The organism is Kineococcus rugosus, assembly GCF_050871975.1.
Taxonomy (GTDB): Bacteria; Actinomycetota; Actinomycetes; order Actinomycetales; family Kineococcaceae; genus Kineococcus.
Window position 1 is genome coordinate 1 of record NZ_JBJLSJ010000002.1, and the last position, 15,483, is coordinate 15,483.

General features: G+C 74.4%; 14 protein-coding genes. 9 read left to right on the plus strand and 5 right to left on the minus strand.

Annotated features, from left to right (window positions below; genetic code table 11):
* Window positions 1–114 precede the first annotated feature (114 nt).
* Window positions 115–1,311 carry a UDP-N-acetylglucosamine 2-epimerase gene (locus ACRYM6_RS01025; RefSeq protein WP_432540529.1) on the minus strand — a complete coding sequence of 399 codons (1,197 nt, stop codon included), beginning with the start codon at window positions 1,309–1,311 and terminating at the stop codon, window positions 115–117.
* A 181-nt stretch (window positions 1,312–1,492) separates the two neighbouring features.
* Here ACRYM6_RS01025 and uvrC point away from each other — a divergent pair, with 181 nt between their 5' ends.
* The 9 genes from uvrC (at window position 1,493) to ACRYM6_RS01070 (ending at window position 10,654) form a co-directional block, all read left to right on the plus strand.
* Complete coding sequence (gene uvrC / locus ACRYM6_RS01030) at window positions 1,493–3,496, plus strand: excinuclease ABC subunit UvrC (RefSeq protein WP_432540531.1); 2,004 nt, start codon at window positions 1,493–1,495, stop codon at window positions 3,494–3,496.
* 195 nt (window positions 3,497–3,691) lie between these two features.
* Window positions 3,692–4,522, plus strand: coding sequence for an RNase adapter RapZ (gene rapZ, locus ACRYM6_RS01035; RefSeq protein WP_432540766.1), 831 nt, complete (start codon window positions 3,692–3,694; stop codon window positions 4,520–4,522).
* 122 nt (window positions 4,523–4,644) lie between these two features.
* Entirely contained in the window at window positions 4,645–5,601 is a 957-nt protein-coding gene (locus ACRYM6_RS01040) for a gluconeogenesis factor YvcK family protein (protein ID WP_432540767.1), read from the plus strand.
* 66 nt (window positions 5,602–5,667) lie between these two features.
* Window positions 5,668–6,648, plus strand: coding sequence for a DNA-binding protein WhiA (whiA, locus tag ACRYM6_RS01045; protein ID WP_432512318.1), 981 nt, complete (start codon window positions 5,668–5,670; stop codon window positions 6,646–6,648).
* Window positions 6,649–6,845: 197 nt separating this feature from the next.
* Window positions 6,846–7,850, plus strand: a complete 1,005-nt coding sequence (gap, locus tag ACRYM6_RS01050; RefSeq protein ID WP_432540532.1) for a type I glyceraldehyde-3-phosphate dehydrogenase — start codon at window positions 6,846–6,848, stop codon at window positions 7,848–7,850.
* Between the two features lie 109 nt (window positions 7,851–7,959).
* A complete protein-coding gene (locus ACRYM6_RS01055; protein WP_432540533.1) occupies window positions 7,960–9,186 on the plus strand; it encodes a phosphoglycerate kinase in 1,227 nt (408 codons plus the stop codon).
* 36 nt (window positions 9,187–9,222) lie between these two features.
* A complete protein-coding gene (gene tpiA, locus ACRYM6_RS01060) occupies window positions 9,223–10,008 on the plus strand; it encodes a triose-phosphate isomerase (protein WP_432540534.1) in 786 nt (261 codons plus the stop codon).
* Between the two features lie 30 nt (window positions 10,009–10,038).
* Window positions 10,039–10,290, plus strand: coding sequence for a preprotein translocase subunit SecG (gene secG, locus ACRYM6_RS01065; RefSeq protein WP_370719244.1), 252 nt, complete (start codon window positions 10,039–10,041; stop codon window positions 10,288–10,290).
* 13 nt (window positions 10,291–10,303) lie between these two features.
* On the plus strand, window positions 10,304–10,654 hold the full coding sequence (locus tag ACRYM6_RS01070; protein WP_432512322.1) for an RNA polymerase-binding protein RbpA: 351 nt from the start codon (window positions 10,304–10,306) through the stop codon (window positions 10,652–10,654).
* A gap of 85 nt (window positions 10,655–10,739) precedes the next feature.
* Here ACRYM6_RS01070 and pgl read toward each other — a convergent pair whose 3' ends face one another.
* From pgl to tal, 4 genes are read right to left on the minus strand one after another with little or no spacing between them, the layout of a single operon-like run.
* Window positions 10,740–11,489 (minus strand): 6-phosphogluconolactonase, encoded by a 750-nt coding sequence (gene pgl, locus ACRYM6_RS01075; RefSeq protein WP_432540535.1) that lies wholly within the window; start codon window positions 11,487–11,489, stop codon window positions 10,740–10,742.
* Window positions 11,486–12,703, minus strand: coding sequence for a glucose-6-phosphate dehydrogenase assembly protein OpcA (opcA, locus tag ACRYM6_RS01080; RefSeq protein ID WP_432540536.1), 1,218 nt, complete (start codon window positions 12,701–12,703; stop codon window positions 11,486–11,488). The genes pgl and opcA overlap by 4 nt, the downstream gene beginning before the upstream one ends.
* Window positions 12,704–12,734: 31 nt before the next feature.
* Window positions 12,735–14,276, minus strand: coding sequence for a glucose-6-phosphate dehydrogenase (zwf, locus tag ACRYM6_RS01085; RefSeq protein WP_432540537.1), 1,542 nt, complete (start codon window positions 14,274–14,276; stop codon window positions 12,735–12,737).
* Window positions 14,273–15,406 carry a transaldolase gene (gene tal / locus ACRYM6_RS01090; protein ID WP_432540538.1) on the minus strand — a complete coding sequence of 378 codons (1,134 nt, stop codon included), beginning with the start codon at window positions 15,404–15,406 and terminating at the stop codon, window positions 14,273–14,275. The genes zwf and tal overlap by 4 nt, the downstream gene beginning before the upstream one ends.
* Window positions 15,407–15,483: the final 77 nt, after the last annotated feature.

Here is a 15,483-nt window from a genome sequence, read left to right on the forward strand (position 1 = left end):
CCCCCCCCCCCCCCGCGCCCCCCCCCCCCCCCCCCCCCCCCCCCCCCCCCCCCCCCCCCCCCCCCCCCCCCCCCCCCCCCCCCCCCCCCCCCCCCCCCCCGCGACCGGTCCGCCTCAGGACGGGGCGACGAGCTTGACGATGGACTCCACCACCACCCGGCTCGCCGACCCGTCGCCGTACGGCGACGGCGGCGCCGCGGCTGCCGGGGCCACGGGGTCCTCCGCCAGCGCCGAGCGCACCGCGGCCGCCAGCCGCAGGCCCGCGGGCACCAGCGAGCCGGGCGTCGCCAGCAGCTCGGGGCGCTCGGTGCGGCGGCGCAGCACGACCAGGCGCCGGCCCAGGACCGCGGCCTCCTCCTGGGTGCCGCCGGAGTCGGACACGACCAGCCGCGCCTGCTCCACGAGGGCCAGGAACTGCGCCGGCGGCTGCGGCGCGAGCACCGTGCAGCGGTCCAGCAGGTCGCCCAGGCCGTCACCGCGCCAGCGCCGCACGTCCGGGGCGGGCGCCACGAGCACGACCGGCGGGCCGGCGGCGGCGACCGCGGCCACCTCGGTCAGGACCTGCCGCAGCACCGCGGGGCGGTCGACGTTCTCGGGCCGGTGCAGCGTCACCAGCACGAACCCCGGCGCGAGGCCCAGCCCGGCCAGCACGTCCGCCTGCGCCGCCGGGGGCAGGCGCAGGTGGCGCACCGACTCCACCGAGGTGCCGCCGGTCAGCAGGATCCGCTCGTCCGCGACGCCCTCGGCCCGCAGGTTCCGCACCGCCAGCGGGGTCGGCGCGCAGCACAGCTCGGCCAACTGGTCGATCAGCACCCGGTGGCGCTCGTCGGGCACCGCGCGGTCGAAGCTGCGCAGTCCCGCCTCCACGTGCACGACCGGCACGTCGACCGCGTGCGCGGCCAGCGCCCCGGCCAGCGCGGCCGGGGTGCCGCCGTGGACGACGACGGCGCTGGGCCGGTGCCGGGTGAACGCCTCGTCCAGCGCGGTCACCGCCGCTCCCAGCCGCTGCCCGGGCGAGGTTCCGCCGGGGTCGAGGGCCAGCGCGGTGCCGCCGCCGCGGGCGAGGTCCAGCTGCTCGCGCACCGCCGCGGGCAGCGCGTCGCCCGGACCGCCGACGTGCACCAGCAGTCCCGCCGCCCCGAGCCGGCGCACCACCTCGGCCAGCTTGACCGCTTCCGCCCGGCCGCCGACCACGACCGCGACCGGACCGGGCGCGCCCGGTCCGACGGGGAAGCCCAGCGGCCGCCGCAGCACCTGCGGCGGCTCGTGCAGGGCGGGACCGGGGGAGAGGGCGCTGGACGGGGTGGGCACGCACGGACGGTAGGTGCGGCCTGCGGCCGTGCACCCGCCCCCGGGCACCGCGTCGGCCCGATCGGGGACCCGGCGTCACCCGACTCCCCCGTCTCGTCGCGCAGCGTCACGACCGGCGACCCGCCGTCGCCGCCGGGGGTGGGGGCGGACCGCTGTCGGACCCGCGACCTAACCTCGTACCGTGCCCGACCCCGCCACCTACCGCCCCAAGCCGGGGGAGATCCCCGTCGAACCCGGGGTGTACCGCTTCCGCGACCCCGCCGGCCGCGTCATCTACGTCGGCAAGGCCAAGAGCCTGCGCGCGCGGCTGGCCAACTACTTCCAGGACCTGTCCGCCCTGCACCCGCGGACCATGGCCATGGTCACCACCGCCGCCAGCGTCGAGTGGACCGTGGTGGCCACCGAGGTCGAGGCCCTGCAGCTGGAGTACTCCTGGATCAAGGAGTTCGACCCGCGCTTCAACGTCAAGTACCGCGACGACAAGTCCTACCCGTACCTCGCCGTCACCATGGGCGAGCAGGTCCCCCGCGTGCAGGTCCTGCGCGGCGCCAAGCGCAAGGGCACCCGCTACTTCGGCCCGTACACCCACGCCTGGGCCATCCGCGAGACCGTCGACCTGCTGCTGCGCGTCTTCCCCGTCCGCACCTGCTCGGCCGGGGTCTACAAGCGCGCCGGCCAGGTCGGGCGGCCCTGCCTGCTGGGCTACATCGACAAGTGCTCGGCCCCCTGCGTCGGCAAGATCACGCCGGAGGACCACAAGGCCCTGGCCCAGGACTTCTGCGACTTCATGGCCGGCAACACCGCCCGCTTCGTCCGCCGCGCCGAGCAGCAGATGCGGGCCGCCGCCGCGGAGATGGACTACGAGCGCGCCGCCCGCCTGCGCGACGACCTCGGCGCCCTGACCAAGGCCCTGGAGAAGTCCGCCGTCGTCCTGCCCGACGCCACCGACGCCGACGTCTTCGCCATCGCCGACGACGAGCTCGAGGCCGCCGTCCAGGTCTTCCACGTCCGCGGCGGCCGCGTCCGCGGCCAGCGCGGCTGGATCTCCGAGAAGGTCGAGGACGTCGGCACCCCCGAGCTCGTCGAGCAGCTCCTCCTGCAGGTCTACGGCGGCGAGAGCGGCGAGGGCGTGCCCCGCGAGGTGCTCGTCCCCGAGCTGCCCGCCACCGTCGAGAGCGACGTCGAGGACTGGCTGTCGGAGCTGCGCGGCTCCCGCGTCGACCTGCGCGTCCCCCAGCGCGGCGACAAGCGCGCCCTGCTGGAGACCGTGCACCGCAACGCGACCCAGGCGCTGGCCCTGCACAAGACCCGCCGCGGCGGCGACCTCACGACCCGCAGCCTGGCCCTCACCGAGCTGCAGGAGGCCCTCGGCCTCGACGAGGCCCCGCTGCGCATCGAGTGCTACGACGTCTCCCACACCCAGGAGACCAACGTCGTGGCCTCCATGGTCGTCTTCGAGGACGGCCTGCCCAAGAAGTCCGACTACCGCCGCTTCGCCGTGCGCGGCGACGAGGGCGGCCTCGACGACACCCGCGCCATGCGCGAGGTCCTCACCCGCCGCTTCCGGCGGCTGCGCGAGGACGACCGGATCACCGAGTCCGTCGACCCCTCCGGCGGCGTGGTCGAGGTCGAGACGTCCGGGACCGTCGGCGGCGAGGTCCCCGCCGGCATCGACCCCGACACCGGCCGCCCCCGCCGCTTCGCCTACGCGCCCAACCTCGTCGTCGTCGACGGCGGCCAGCCCCAGGTCGAGGCCGCCGCCCGCGCCCTGGCCGACGTCGGCGTCGTCGACGTCGCCCTGTGCGGCCTGGCCAAGCGCCTGGAGGAGGTGTGGCTGCCCGGCGAGACCCACCCCGTCGTCCTGCCCCGCACCAGCCAGGGCCTGTTCCTGCTCCAGCGCGTGCGCGACGAGGCCCACCGCTTCGCCATCACCTACCACCGCGCCAAGCGGTCCAAGGCGATGACCACCTCCGCCCTCGACGGCGTCCCCGGCCTCGGCCAGGCCCGCAAGAGCGCCCTGCTGCGCCACTTCGGGTCCGTGAAGAAGCTGCGCGCCGCCACCGTCGAGGAGGTCGCCGCCGTCCCCGGCGTGGGCCCGCGCACCGCCGCCGTCGTCGTCGAGACCCTCGCCGGCCGCGCCCCCGAACCCGCCGTGAACACCGCCACCGGGGAGGTCCTCGACTGACCCCGCCGGCCCTGCCGGCCACGGCAGGTGAGCACCCGACCGCGACGCGTACCGGCCTCGTCGCGCACGACACGCCCGGGATGACAGGATGAGCCCGTGCACGAGACGGCAGCCGGCGAGGAACCCCGCGAAGGGCCCGCCACCGGTCCCGCCACCGACCGGCAGCGCCGCCCCGAGCTCCTGATCATCACCGGGATGTCCGGCGCCGGCCGCTCCACCACCGGCAAGGCCCTGGAGGACCTCGGCTGGTACGTCGTGGACAACCTCCCCCCGCAGATGCTCGAACCCCTCGCCGAGCTCGCCGCCCGCGCCGGCCAGGCCATCCCGCGCCTCGCCGTCGTCGTCGACGTCCGCGGCCGCAGCTTCTTCGCCGAGCTCACCGGGGCGCTCGCCGTCCTCGACACCCGGCACGTGTCCCCGCGGGTGCTGTTCCTCGACGCCACCGACGAGGTCCTCGTCCGCCGCTTCGAGGGGGTGCGTCGCCCGCACCCGCTGCAGGGCGACGACCGCATCGTCGACGGCATCGCCCGCGAGCGCGCCCTCACCGGCGAGCTGCGCGCCCGCGCCGACGTCGTCGTCGACTCCAGCTCCTTCAACGTCCACCAGCTCGGCTCCCTGGTGGCGTCCCTGTTCGAGGCCGACCGCGCCGAGGACCTGCGCGTGACCGTCATGAGCTTCGGGTTCAAGTACGGCACCCCCGCCGACGCCGAGCACGTCGCCGACGTCCGCTTCATCCCCAACCCGCACTGGGAGCCGGAGCTGCGCCCCCTGACCGGCCAGGACGGGCCCGTGTCCGACTTCGTCCTCGCCGCCGAGGGCGCCCGGCCCTTCCTGGACGGCTACGAGGCCGCGCTGCACCCCGTCTTCGACGGCTACCGCCGCGAGAACAAGCGCTACGCCACGATCGCCATCGGCTGCACCGGCGGCAAGCACCGCTCGGTCGCCATGGCCGAGGAGCTCGGCACCCGGCTGCGCCGCGACGGCGTGCCCGTCCGCGTGCTGCACCGCGACCTGGGTCGGGAGTGAGCCCCCTGCCCGAGTCCACCCACCCCTCCTCGACCAGCTTCCCGACCGGCCTGATCCCCACCGTGGGTCCGGTCCCGGGGACCGGGCCGCTGCCCGCGCCCGCCGCCGGGTCCCCGCACGGCGTGGGGTCCTCCGCTGCCCCCGCCGTCGTCGCCCTCGGCGGCGGCCACGGCCTGTCGGCGTCGCTGTCGGCGCTGCGCCACCTCACCGACCGCCTCACCGCCGTGGTCACCGTCGCCGACGACGGCGGCTCCTCGGGCCGGCTGCGCCGCGAGCTCGGCGGCCTGCCCCCCGGGGACCTGCGGATGGCCCTGTCGGCCCTGTGCGACGACTCCGAGTGGGGCCGCACCTGGCGCGACGTCCTGCAGCACCGCTTCACCAGCGGCGGGTCCCTGCACCAGCACGCCACCGGCAACCTCCTCATCGCGACCCTGTGGGAACTGCTGGGCGACGAGGTCGCCGGCCTCGACTGGGTCGGGCGCCTGCTCGGCGCCCGCGGGCGCGTCCTGCCCATGGCCGCGGTGCCGCTGGACATCGAGGCCGACGTCCTCGGCCTCGCCGACGGCGCCCCCGACGAGCTCACCCCCGTCCGCGGTCAGGTCGCCGTGGCCTCCACCACCGGCCGCGTCGCCGCCGTGCGCCTCGTCCCGGCCGACCCGCCCGTGCGCCCCGAGGTCGTCGAGGCCGTCGAGAGCGCCGACTGGGTCGTCCTCGGGCCCGGTTCCTGGTTCACCAGCGTCCTGCCGCACCTCATGGTCCCCGGGCTGCGCAAGGCCCTGACCACCACGACCGCCCGCACCTGCGTCACGCTCAACCTCGCCGTCCAGCCCGGCGAGACCGACGGGTTCAGCGCCGAGGCGCACCTGGAGGTCCTGGCCGCCCACGCCCCGGACCTGCGGGTCGACGCCGTCGTGGCCGACCCGGTGGCCGTGGGCGACGTGGACGCGCTGACCCGGGTGGCCGGCGACCTCGGCGCGCACCTGGTCCTGCGCACCGTCTCGGTGGGCGACGGCACCCCCCGCCACGACGCGCTGCGGCTCGCCGCGGCCTACCGTGACGTGTTCGCCGGTGGTGGCTGAGTCGCGGGGGACGGTGGGCGTGCAGTGGGTACGAGAGGTGGAGACGGTGCAGCGGGAGGACCGGTCATGGCGATGACGGCGGCGGTCAAGGACGAACTGAGCCGGTTGCCGGTGACGACGACGGCGGCGCGCAAGGCCGAGGTGTCGGTCATGCTCCGGTTCGCCGGGGGGCTGCACATCGTCTCCGGGCGGATCGTCATCGAGGCGGAGCTGGACTCGGCGTCCATCGCCCGGCGCCTGCGGCGCGACATCGCCGACGTCTTCGGCCACCCCAGCGACCTGCTCGTCGTGCAGGCCGGCGGCCTGCGCCGCGCCACCCGCTACGTCCTGCGGGTCGCGCGCGACGGGGAGTCCCTGGCCCGCCAGACCGGGCTGCTCGACGGCCGCGGCCGCCCCGTGCGCGGGCTGCCCTCGCACATCGTCTCCAGCTCCACCCAGATCGCCGAGGCGGCCTGGCGCGGCGCCTTCCTGGCCCGCGGCTCCCTGACCGAACCGGGTCGCTCGGCCGCCCTGGAGGTGACCTGCCCCGGGCCGGAGGCCGCGCTCGCGCTCGTCGGCGCCGCCCGCCGCCTGGACCTGTCGGCCAAGGCCCGCGAGGTGCGCGGGGTGGACCGGGTGGTGCTGCGCGACGGCGACGCCATCAGCGCGCTGCTGACCCGGCTGGGGGCGCACGACGCGATGATGACCTGGGAGGAGCGGCGCATGCGCCGCGAGGTGCGCGCCACCGCCAACCGGCTCGCGAACTTCGACGACGCGAACCTGCGCCGCTCGGCCCGCGCCGCCGTCGCGGCCGGTGCCCGCGTCGAACGGGCCCTGGAGCTGCTGGGCGACGACATCCCCGACCACCTGCTGCAGGCGGGCCGGCTGCGGCTGGAGCACAAGCAGGCCAGCCTCGAGGAGCTCGGTCAGCTCGCCGACCCGCCCATGACGAAGGACGCCATCGCCGGGCGCATCCGGCGGTTGCTGGGGATGGCGGACAAGAAGGCCATCGAGCTGGGGCTGCCCGGGACCGAGTCCGGGCTCACCCCCGACATGCTGGACGCCTGAGGCCGCGCGGCCCGCGCGCGCACCCCGATTCCGCGTCGACGTGACGCAGGCCATAGGGTCGGAGCGACGCCGCGGGGCCCGCGGCGGGTACGTCCCTGCCGAGGCAGGGGGGAACCGCACCTGTACTGATCACGTACCGGACGCACGAGACGCACCCGGCCCGCCCGGTCGACGGGTGCGTCAGGGATGGAGAGCGCATGACCACTCGGGTCGGCATCAACGGATTCGGCCGCATCGGCCGCAACTTCTTCCGCGCGGTCCTCGCGCAGAACGCGGACGTCGAGGTCGTCGCGGTCAACGACCTCACCGACGCGAAGGCTCTGGCGCACCTGCTCAAGCACGACTCCGTCCTCGGCAAGCTCGCCGAGGACGTGCGGGTCGAGGGTGACGCGATCGTCGTCGGCGACCGCAGGGTCAAGGTCCTCGCCGACCGCGACCCGGCCAACCTGGGCTGGGGGGACCTCGGCGTCGACGTCGTCGTGGAGTCCACCGGCTTCTTCACCGACGGCCAGAAGGCCAAGGCCCACCTCGACGCCGGGGCCAAGAAGGTCGTCATCTCCGCACCGGCGACCAACGACGACGTGACCGTCGTCATGGGCGTCAACGACGGCGACTACGACGCCGCGAACCACTCGATCATCTCCAACGCCTCGTGCACGACCAACTGCCTGGCCCCGCTGGCCAAGGTCCTGGACGACGCCTTCGGCATCGAGCGCGGTCTGATGACCACGATCCACGCCTACACCGCCGACCAGAACCTGCAGGACGGCCCGCACAAGGACCTGCGTCGCGCCCGCGCCGCGGCCCTGAACATGGTGCCGACCTCCACCGGGGCGGCCAAGGCCATCGGCCTGGTCCTGCCGCAGCTGAAGGGCAAGCTCGACGGCTACGCCGTGCGCGTGCCCGTCCCCACCGGCTCGGCCACCGACCTCACGGTGACCCTGGGCCGCGAGGTGACCGTGGACGAGATCAACGCCGCCTACCGGGCCGCCGCCGACGGCCCGCTGAAGGGCTACCTGACCTTCTCGGACGAGCCGCTGGTCTCCTCCGACATCGTCACCGACCCCTCCTCCTGCATCTACGACTCGGGCCTGACCAAGGCGATCGGCAACCAGGTCAAGGTCGTCGGCTGGTACGACAACGAGTGGGGCTACTCCAACCGCCTCGTGGACCTCGTCACGCTCGTCGGCTCCTCGCTCTGAGCCTCTGACAAGATCCGGCCCGGGCGCTCCCCATCGGGGGCGCCCGGGCCGTCGTCCGTCCACCCGCGCCCCGCGGGCGGGGCGGACCCGACAGCAGAAGGGAACGCCCGTGAAGACCATCGACGACCTCGAGGTGCAGCTCGGCGGTTTCGCCGGCAAGCGCGTCCTCGTCCGCAGCGACCTGAACGTCCCGCTCGACCACTCCGGCGACGCGCCGGTCATCACCGACGACGGCCGCATCCGCGCCTCCGTGCCGACGCTGCGGCGCCTGCTCGACGCCGGCGCCCGCGTCGTCGTCACCGCCCACCTGGGCCGCCCCAAGGGCGCCCCGGAGGCCAGGTACTCCCTGGCCCCCGTCCACGCGCGGCTGTCCGAGCTGCTGCCGGGCGTGCACGTCGGGTTCAGCCCCGCCACCGTCGGCCCCGACGCCCGGGCCGCCGTCGCGGCGCTGGAGGACGGCCAGCTGCTCCTGCTGGAGAACATCCGCTTCGAGGCGGGCGAGACGAGCAAGGACGACGGCGAGCGCGGTGCGTTCGCCGACGAGCTCGCCGCCCTGGCCGACGGCTTCGTGTCCGACGGGTTCGGGGCCGTGCACCGCAAGCACGCCAGCGTGTTCGACGTCGCGCGCCGCCTCCCGCACGCCGCCGGCGGGCTCGTCGCCGCCGAGGTGGAGGTCCTGCAGCGCCTGACCAGCGACCCCGAGCGGCCGTACGCCGTGGTCCTGGGCGGGTCGAAGGTCTCCGACAAGCTCGGCGTCATCGACAACCTGCTCGGCTCGCTGCTGACCGCGGGGGACCGCCTCCTCGTGGGCGGCGGCATGGTGTTCACCTTCCTCAAGGCCACCGGGCACGAGGTCGGCAAGAGCCTGCTGGAGGCCGACCAGCTCGACCGGGTGCGCGGGTACGTCGCGACCGCCCGGGACAAGGGCGTGGAGCTCGTGCTGCCCACCGACGTCGTGGCCGCCACCGCGTTCGCCGCCGACGCCGACCCGCAGGTCGTGCCCGCCGACGCCATCCCCGCCGACCGCATCGGCCTGGACATCGGCCCGGCCTCCGCGCAGGCGTTCGCCGCGCAGCTCGCCGACGCCCGCACGGTGTTCTGGAACGGGCCGATGGGCGTGTTCGAGATGGAGCCCTACGCGGAGGGCACCCGGGCGGTGGCGCAGGCCCTGGCCGACGGCCGGGCGTTCAGCGTCGTCGGCGGGGGCGACTCCGCGGCCGCGGTGCGCACCCTCGGCTTCGCCGACGCGCAGTTCGGGCACATCTCCACCGGCGGTGGGGCCAGCCTGGAGTACCTCGAGGGCAAGCAGCTGCCCGGCCTCGACGTCCTCGACTGACCCGACCCAGACCCCGACCGAGAAGGAGCCCCACGCATGACCCGCACCCCGCTGATCGCCGGGAACTGGAAGATGGTCCTGGACCACCAGCAGGGCACCCTGCTGGTGCAGAAGCTGGACTGGACCCTGCGCGACGCCAAGCACGACTACTCGGCCGTCGAGGTCGCCGTGCTGCCCTCGCACACCAGCCTGCGCACCGTGCAGACGCTCATCGAGGGCGACAAGCTGTCGATCAAGCTCGGGGCCCAGGACGTGTCCGCGCACGACGCGGGCGCGTACACCGGTGAGGTCTCCGCCGCGCAGCTGACCAAGCTCGGCGTCACCTACGTGGCCGTCGGCCACTCCGAGCGCCGTCAGCACCACGGCGAGACCGACGAGCTGGTGAACGCCAAGACGAAGAAGGCGCTGGCGGCCGGGCTCGTCCCGATCGTCTGCGTCGGGGAGCCGCTGGACGTGCGCAAGGCCGCCCAGCACGTCGAGTTCACCGTCGGTCAGGTCTCCCAGGCGCTGTCGGGCCTGGCCAAGGAGCAGGTCGCGGGCCTGGTGCTGGCCTACGAGCCGGTGTGGGCCATCGGCACCGGTGAGGTCGCAACCCCCGAGGACGCCCAGGAGGTGTGCGCCGCGGTGCGCGCCGCCGTGGCCGAGCAGTTCGACCGCGCGACGGCCGACGCGACCCGGGTGCTGTACGGCGGCAGCGTCAAGCCCGCCAGCATCGCCGCGATCATGAAGCAGCCCGACGTGGACGGCGCCCTCGTCGGCGGGGCCAGCACCGACGCCGCGGACTTCGCCGCGATCGTGCGTTTCCGGGACCACCCCGCCTGAGCACCCCGGTCGATGACCTAAGCTGACCGGGTGAGCGTCCTCCGCATCGTGCTGCAGGTGATCCTCGCGATCTCCAGCCTGTTCCTGACCCTGCTGATCCTGCTCCACAAGGGCAAGGGCGGGGGGCTGTCGGACATGTTCGGCGGCGGCGTCACGACGAGCCTGTCCGGCTCCAGCATGGCCGAACGCAACCTCAACCGCTTCACGATCACGGTCGGCTGCGTCTGGTTCGCGACGGTCGTCCTGCTCGGCCTGGTCGAGCGCTTCACCAACGAGTTCTGAGGAGACGACCGACGTGGCAGGTGGCAACGCCATCCGGGGCAGCAGGGTCGGCGCGGGCCCCATGGGCGAGGCGGAGCGCGGCGACACCGCGCCCCGCATCCGCATCTCCTACTGGTGCGCGAACGGGCACGAGACCAAGCCCAGCTTCGCCGAGGAGTCCGGCGTCGAGCCGCCCGAGACCTGGGACTGCCCGCGCTGCGGGTTCCCGGCCGGGACCGACAAGGCGAACCCGCCGGCCCCGCCGAAGAACGAGCCCTACAAGACGCACCTGGCCTACGTGAAGGAACGCCGTTCCGAGGCCGACGGCCAGGCGATCCTCAGCGAGGCGCTCGACTCCCTGCGGGCGCGCGGGCTCATCCGCTGACCCGCTGAACGCGCGAAGGCCCCCTGCGGTGCAACCGCAGGGGGCCTTCGCACGTCCGCCGCCCGGTGAGGGGCGGCTCGCCGGTCTACAGCTCCGCCGCGGCCGCCTCGTCGACGAGCCACAGCGTGCGCGCGGTGCCGGACACGCCGGCGGCCGGGGTCAGCGAGACGTCACCGGCGGCGACGCCGCGGGCCACGGCCGCGGCCTTCTCGGCCCCGGAGGCGACCAGCCACACCTCGCGGGCCCGGCCGATCGCCCCGAACGTGAACGACACGCGCAGCGGCGGCGGTTTGGGGGACTCACGGACCCCGATGACGCTGGAGTCGTCCCGGCCCAGGCCCGGGTGCTGCGGGAACAGCGAGGCGACGTGACCGTCCGGGCCCATGCCCAGCAGCAGCACGTCGAACTCGGGCGTCTCGGCCCCGTCACCGAACTGCAGCAGCTCGGCGGCGTACCGGGCGGCGGCGGCGTCGAGGTCGTCGCCGTCGGGACCGTCGGTGGCCGGCGGGTAGTGCACCGTCCGGGGGTCCAGGTCCAGAGTGCCCAGCAGCGCGTCCTGGGCCTGGGTGGCGTTGCGGTCGGCGTCACCGGTGGGCAAGAACCGCTCGTCGGACCACCAGAAGTGGACCCGCTTCCAGTCCACGGAGTCGCGGGCGGGGGAGTGCGCCACGGCGGCGAGGGTCTTGCCGCCGATCGTCCCGCCCGTCAGCGCCACGTGCGCCACCCCGCGGGCCGCCTGGGCATCGGCGATCGCGGCGAGCAACCGGCCCGCGGTCGCCGCGGCCAGCACCTCGGGGGAGCCGTGACGCACGACCAGCGTGCTGTCGCGCGTCACGCGCCGGCCCCCTTCGCGGGCGTGCGGCGGCGCGGGGCCGCCGTGCCGGTGGCCTTCTTCGCGGTCGTCCGCTTCGCCGCCGCCTTCTTCGCCGTCGCCTTCTTCGCGGGCGTCGGCGCCGTCGTCGTCTCCGCCGCCGAGGGCGCCGTGCCGTCGCCGCGCTCGGGCTCCGGGGGTGCGCCCTTCATGGACGCGGACACCCGCGCGGAGGCCTTCTCGGCCGCCGCCTGCCGGGCCGCGGCCGTCCGGGTCGCCGACAGCTTCCCGGCGTTCTCGGCGTCACGCACCGACATGACCTTCTTGCGGACCTGCGGCAGGCCGTCGGCGAGAACCTCGCCGTAGACCTCGTCGGGGTCCAGCCGGCGCAGCTCCTCGGTCAGGCAGTCCTTGACCAGGCGCCGGGCCAGGGACAACCGGCGGTCCGGCTGACCCGGCTGGGTCAGCGTCGCGACGTTCTGGTCGGGGCGGATGAGCTCGACGGCACCGGACTTGCGCTCCAGCCGCACGCTCTGCACGCCGGCGCCCTTGCGGGTGCGGGCCCGCACGACCGGCGCCTTGAGCTTGGCCGCCAGCCACCCCGCGAGCAGCTCGGTGCTCGGGCTGTCCGGCGCCCCGGCCACCGTGATGGAGGTGACCGGCTCGTAGGGCGGCTGGTCCAGCGCCGCGGCCAGCAGCGCGCGCCAGTTGGTCAGCCGCGTCCACGCCAGGTCGGTGTCCCCGGCGCGGTAGGTGCTGCGCCGGGCCTCCAGCGCCTTGGCGGGGTCCCGCGCCTCGGCGGAGTCGGTGATGCGCCGCTGGGCGATGCGGCCGACCGGGTCGGTGCGCAGGTCGTCCGGCGCCGCCCCGGGCCAGTAGGCCACGATCGGGGCGTCGGGCAGCAGCAGCGAGACGATGGTCGTCTCCCCGTGCTCCACGAGCGGGCCGTAGGCGCGCAGGACGACGACCTCGCTCGCGCCGGCGTCACCCCCGATGCGGATCTGCGCGTCCAGGCGCGCCGCGCCGCGCTTGTTGCCCCGCGCCAGCACGAGCACCCGGCACGGGTGCTCGCGGCTGGCCTCGTTGGCCGCCGAGATGGCGTTCTCGGCGTGCGCGTCGTCGGTGATGACGACCAGGGTCAGGACCCGGCCCAGGGCCACGGCACCGCCGGAGTCGCGCAGGTCCACGAGCGCCTTGTTGATGGCGCTCGTCGACGTGCTGGGCAGATCGATGATCATCGCGAGACCTCCGGGATCTCCAGGACCGCGGTCACGGTCGCCGCCACTGCCGGCCGGTGCGTTCGAGCATGGCGTCCGCCGACGGCGGCCCCCAGGTCCCGGACGCGTAGGGCTCGGGCTTGCCGTTCTTGGCCCAGTACGAGGTGATCGGGTCGAGGATCTTCCACGACAGCTCGACCTCCTCGTGCCGGGGGAACAGCGGCGGGTCGCCGAGCAGGACGTCGAGGATGAGCCGCTCGTAGGCCTCGGGGCTGGACTCGGTGAAGGCGTGCCCGTACCCGAAGTCCATCGTCACGTCGCGCACCTCCATCGCCGTCCCCGGCACCTTGGAGCCGAACCGCATGGTGATGCCCTCGTCGGGCTGGACCCGGATGACCAGGGCGTTCTGCCCCAGCTCCTCGGTGGCGGTCAGCTCGAACGGCAGGTGCGGGGCCCGCTTGAAGACGACCGCGATCTCGGTGACCCGCCGGCCCAGGCGCTTGCCGGCCCGCAGGTAGAAGGGGACGCCCGCCCAGCGGCGGGTGTCGATCTCCAGCTCGATCGCCGCGTACGTCTCGGTGGTCGAGGCGGGGTTGATCCCGTCCTCCTCCAGGTAGCCCCGGACGAACTCCGAGCCCTGCCAGCCGGAGGCGTACTGCCCGCGGGCGGTGGAGCGGCCCAGGTCCTTCAGCGGCCGCACCGCGGACAGGACCTTCGCCTTCTCCGCCCGCAGGTCCGCGGCCTCGAAGGAGACCGGCTCCTCCATGGCCGTCAGGGCCAGCAGCTGCAGCAGGTGGTTCTGGATGACGTCCCGCGCCGCGCCGATCCCGTCGTAGTACCCCGCGCGCCCGCCGATGCCGATGTCCTCGGCCATGGTGATCTGCACGTGGTCGACGTGGTTGGCGTTCCACAGCGGCTCGAACATCTGGTTGGCGAAACGCAGCGCCAGGATGTTCTGGACCGTCTCCTTGCCCAGGTAGTGGTCGATGCGGAACACCGAGTCCGGCGGGAACACGTCCTCGACGACGGCGTTCAGCTCGCGCGCCGACTTCAGGTCGTGCCCGAAGGGCTTCTCGATGACGACCCGCCGCCACTGGTCCCCGTGCTGGGCGCTCAGCCCGCTGCGGGCGAGCTGCTTGGCCACGACGGGGAAGAAGCGCGGCGGGATCGACATGTAGAACGCGTGGTTCCCGCCGGTGCCGCGCACCCGGTCGAGGTCGGCGACGGTCGCGGCGAGCTGGTCGAACGCCTCGTCGTCGTCGAACTCGCCGGGCACGAAGCGGAACCCCTCGGCGAGCTGGGCCCACACCGACTCCCGGAAAGGGGTCCGGGCGTGCTGGCGCACCGAGTCGTAGACGATCTTGCCGAAGTCCTGGTCGACCCAGTCGCGGCGGGCGAAGCCCGTCAGGGCGAACCCCGGCGGCAGCAGCCCCCGGTTGGACAGGTCGTAGATCGCGGGCATGAGCTTCTTGCGCGCCAGGTCCCCGGTGACGCCGAACATGACCATGCCGCAGGGGCCGGCGATGCGCGGGAGCCGCTTGTCCCGAGGATCGCGGAGCGGATTCTCTGCGGGCGACACCCGCGCGGGGCTCACTGCGCGGCTGCCTGCGTCTTCACGCGCTCCAGCTCGTCGGTGACGGTCTGCAGCAGCTCGGTCCAGCTCTTCTCGAACTTGTCCAGGCCCTCGGTCTCGAGCAGCTCGACGACGTCGGTGTAGGAGATCCCCAGGCGCTCCAGGTCGTCCAGCACCTGCTGGGACTCCCCGTAGGAACCGCGGATCGTGTCCCCGGTCACCTCGGCGTGGTCGACGGTGGCGTCGAGGGTCTTGCCCGGCATGGTGTTCACGGTGTTCGGCGCGACCAGGCCGGTCACGTACAGCGTGTCGGGCAGGTTCGGGTCCTTGACGCCGGTGGAGGCCCACAGCGGGCGCTGCGGACGGGCGCCGGCCTCCTTGAGCACCTGCCAGCGCGGGGTCGAGAAGACCTCCTCGTAGGCCTGGTAGGCCAGCCGGGCGTTGGCCAGGCCCGCCTTGGAGCGCAGCGCCTTCGCCTCCTCGGTGCCGACCTCGTCGAGGCGCTTGTCGATCTCGGAGTCGACGCGGGAGACGAAGAACGAGGCGACCGACTCGATCTTCGAGAGGTCGTGGCCGTTGACCTTGGCCTGCTCCAGGCCGGTCAGGAAGGCCTGCATGACGGCGCGGTAGCGGTCCAGGGAGAAGATCAGCGTCACGTTGACGCTGATGCCCTCGGACAGGGCCGTGGAGATCGCGGTCAGGCCCTCGACCGTCGCGGGGATCTTGATGTAGAGGTTCTCCTTGCCGACGGCCCGCCACAGCTGCCGGGCCGACTCCTCGGTCGCAGCGGTGTCGCGGGCCAGACGGGGGTCGACCTCGAGGGAGACGCGGCCGTCGAGGCCGTCGGTGCGGTCGAAGACCGGCTTGAGGACGTCGGCGGCGCGGCGCACGTCCTCGGTGGTGATCTCGAAGACGGCCTTCTCGGTGTCGGCGCCGGCGGCGACGAGCTCCTTGACCTGCTCGGTGTACCGGTCGCCCTTGGACAGGGCGGTGGCGAAGATCGTCGGGTTGGACGTGACGCCGAGGACGCCGAGGTCGACGAGGCGCTGCAGCTCACCGCCGTCGGTCAGCTCGCGCGACAGGTCGTCCAGCCACACCGACACACCGTGCTGGTGCAGGGCTTCCAGGTTTCCGCTTCGGGTGGTGCTCACGGGGTTTCTCCGTTCCAGGGGTCCACGACGAGGGGTGGGCGCCGGGACGGCGCCCGCACGGACCCGGGGAGCCCGGT

Bases quoted from the DNA above. Each gene is read 5' to 3' on its own strand.
- tpiA (WP_432540534.1), top strand. From the start codon at position 9,223: ATGACCCGCACCCCGCTGATCGCCGGGAACTGGAAGATGGTCCTGGAC.
- rapZ (WP_432540766.1), top strand. From the start codon at position 3,692: ATGTCCGGCGCCGGCCGCTCCACCACCGGCAAGGCCCTGGAGGACCTC.
- opcA (WP_432540536.1), bottom strand. From the start codon at position 12,703: ATGATCATCGATCTGCCCAGCACGTCGACGAGCGCCATCAACAAGGCG.
- whiA (WP_432512318.1), top strand. From the start codon at position 5,668: ATGGCGATGACGGCGGCGGTCAAGGACGAACTGAGCCGGTTGCCGGTG.
- gap (WP_432540532.1), top strand. From the start codon at position 6,846: ATGACCACTCGGGTCGGCATCAACGGATTCGGCCGCATCGGCCGCAAC.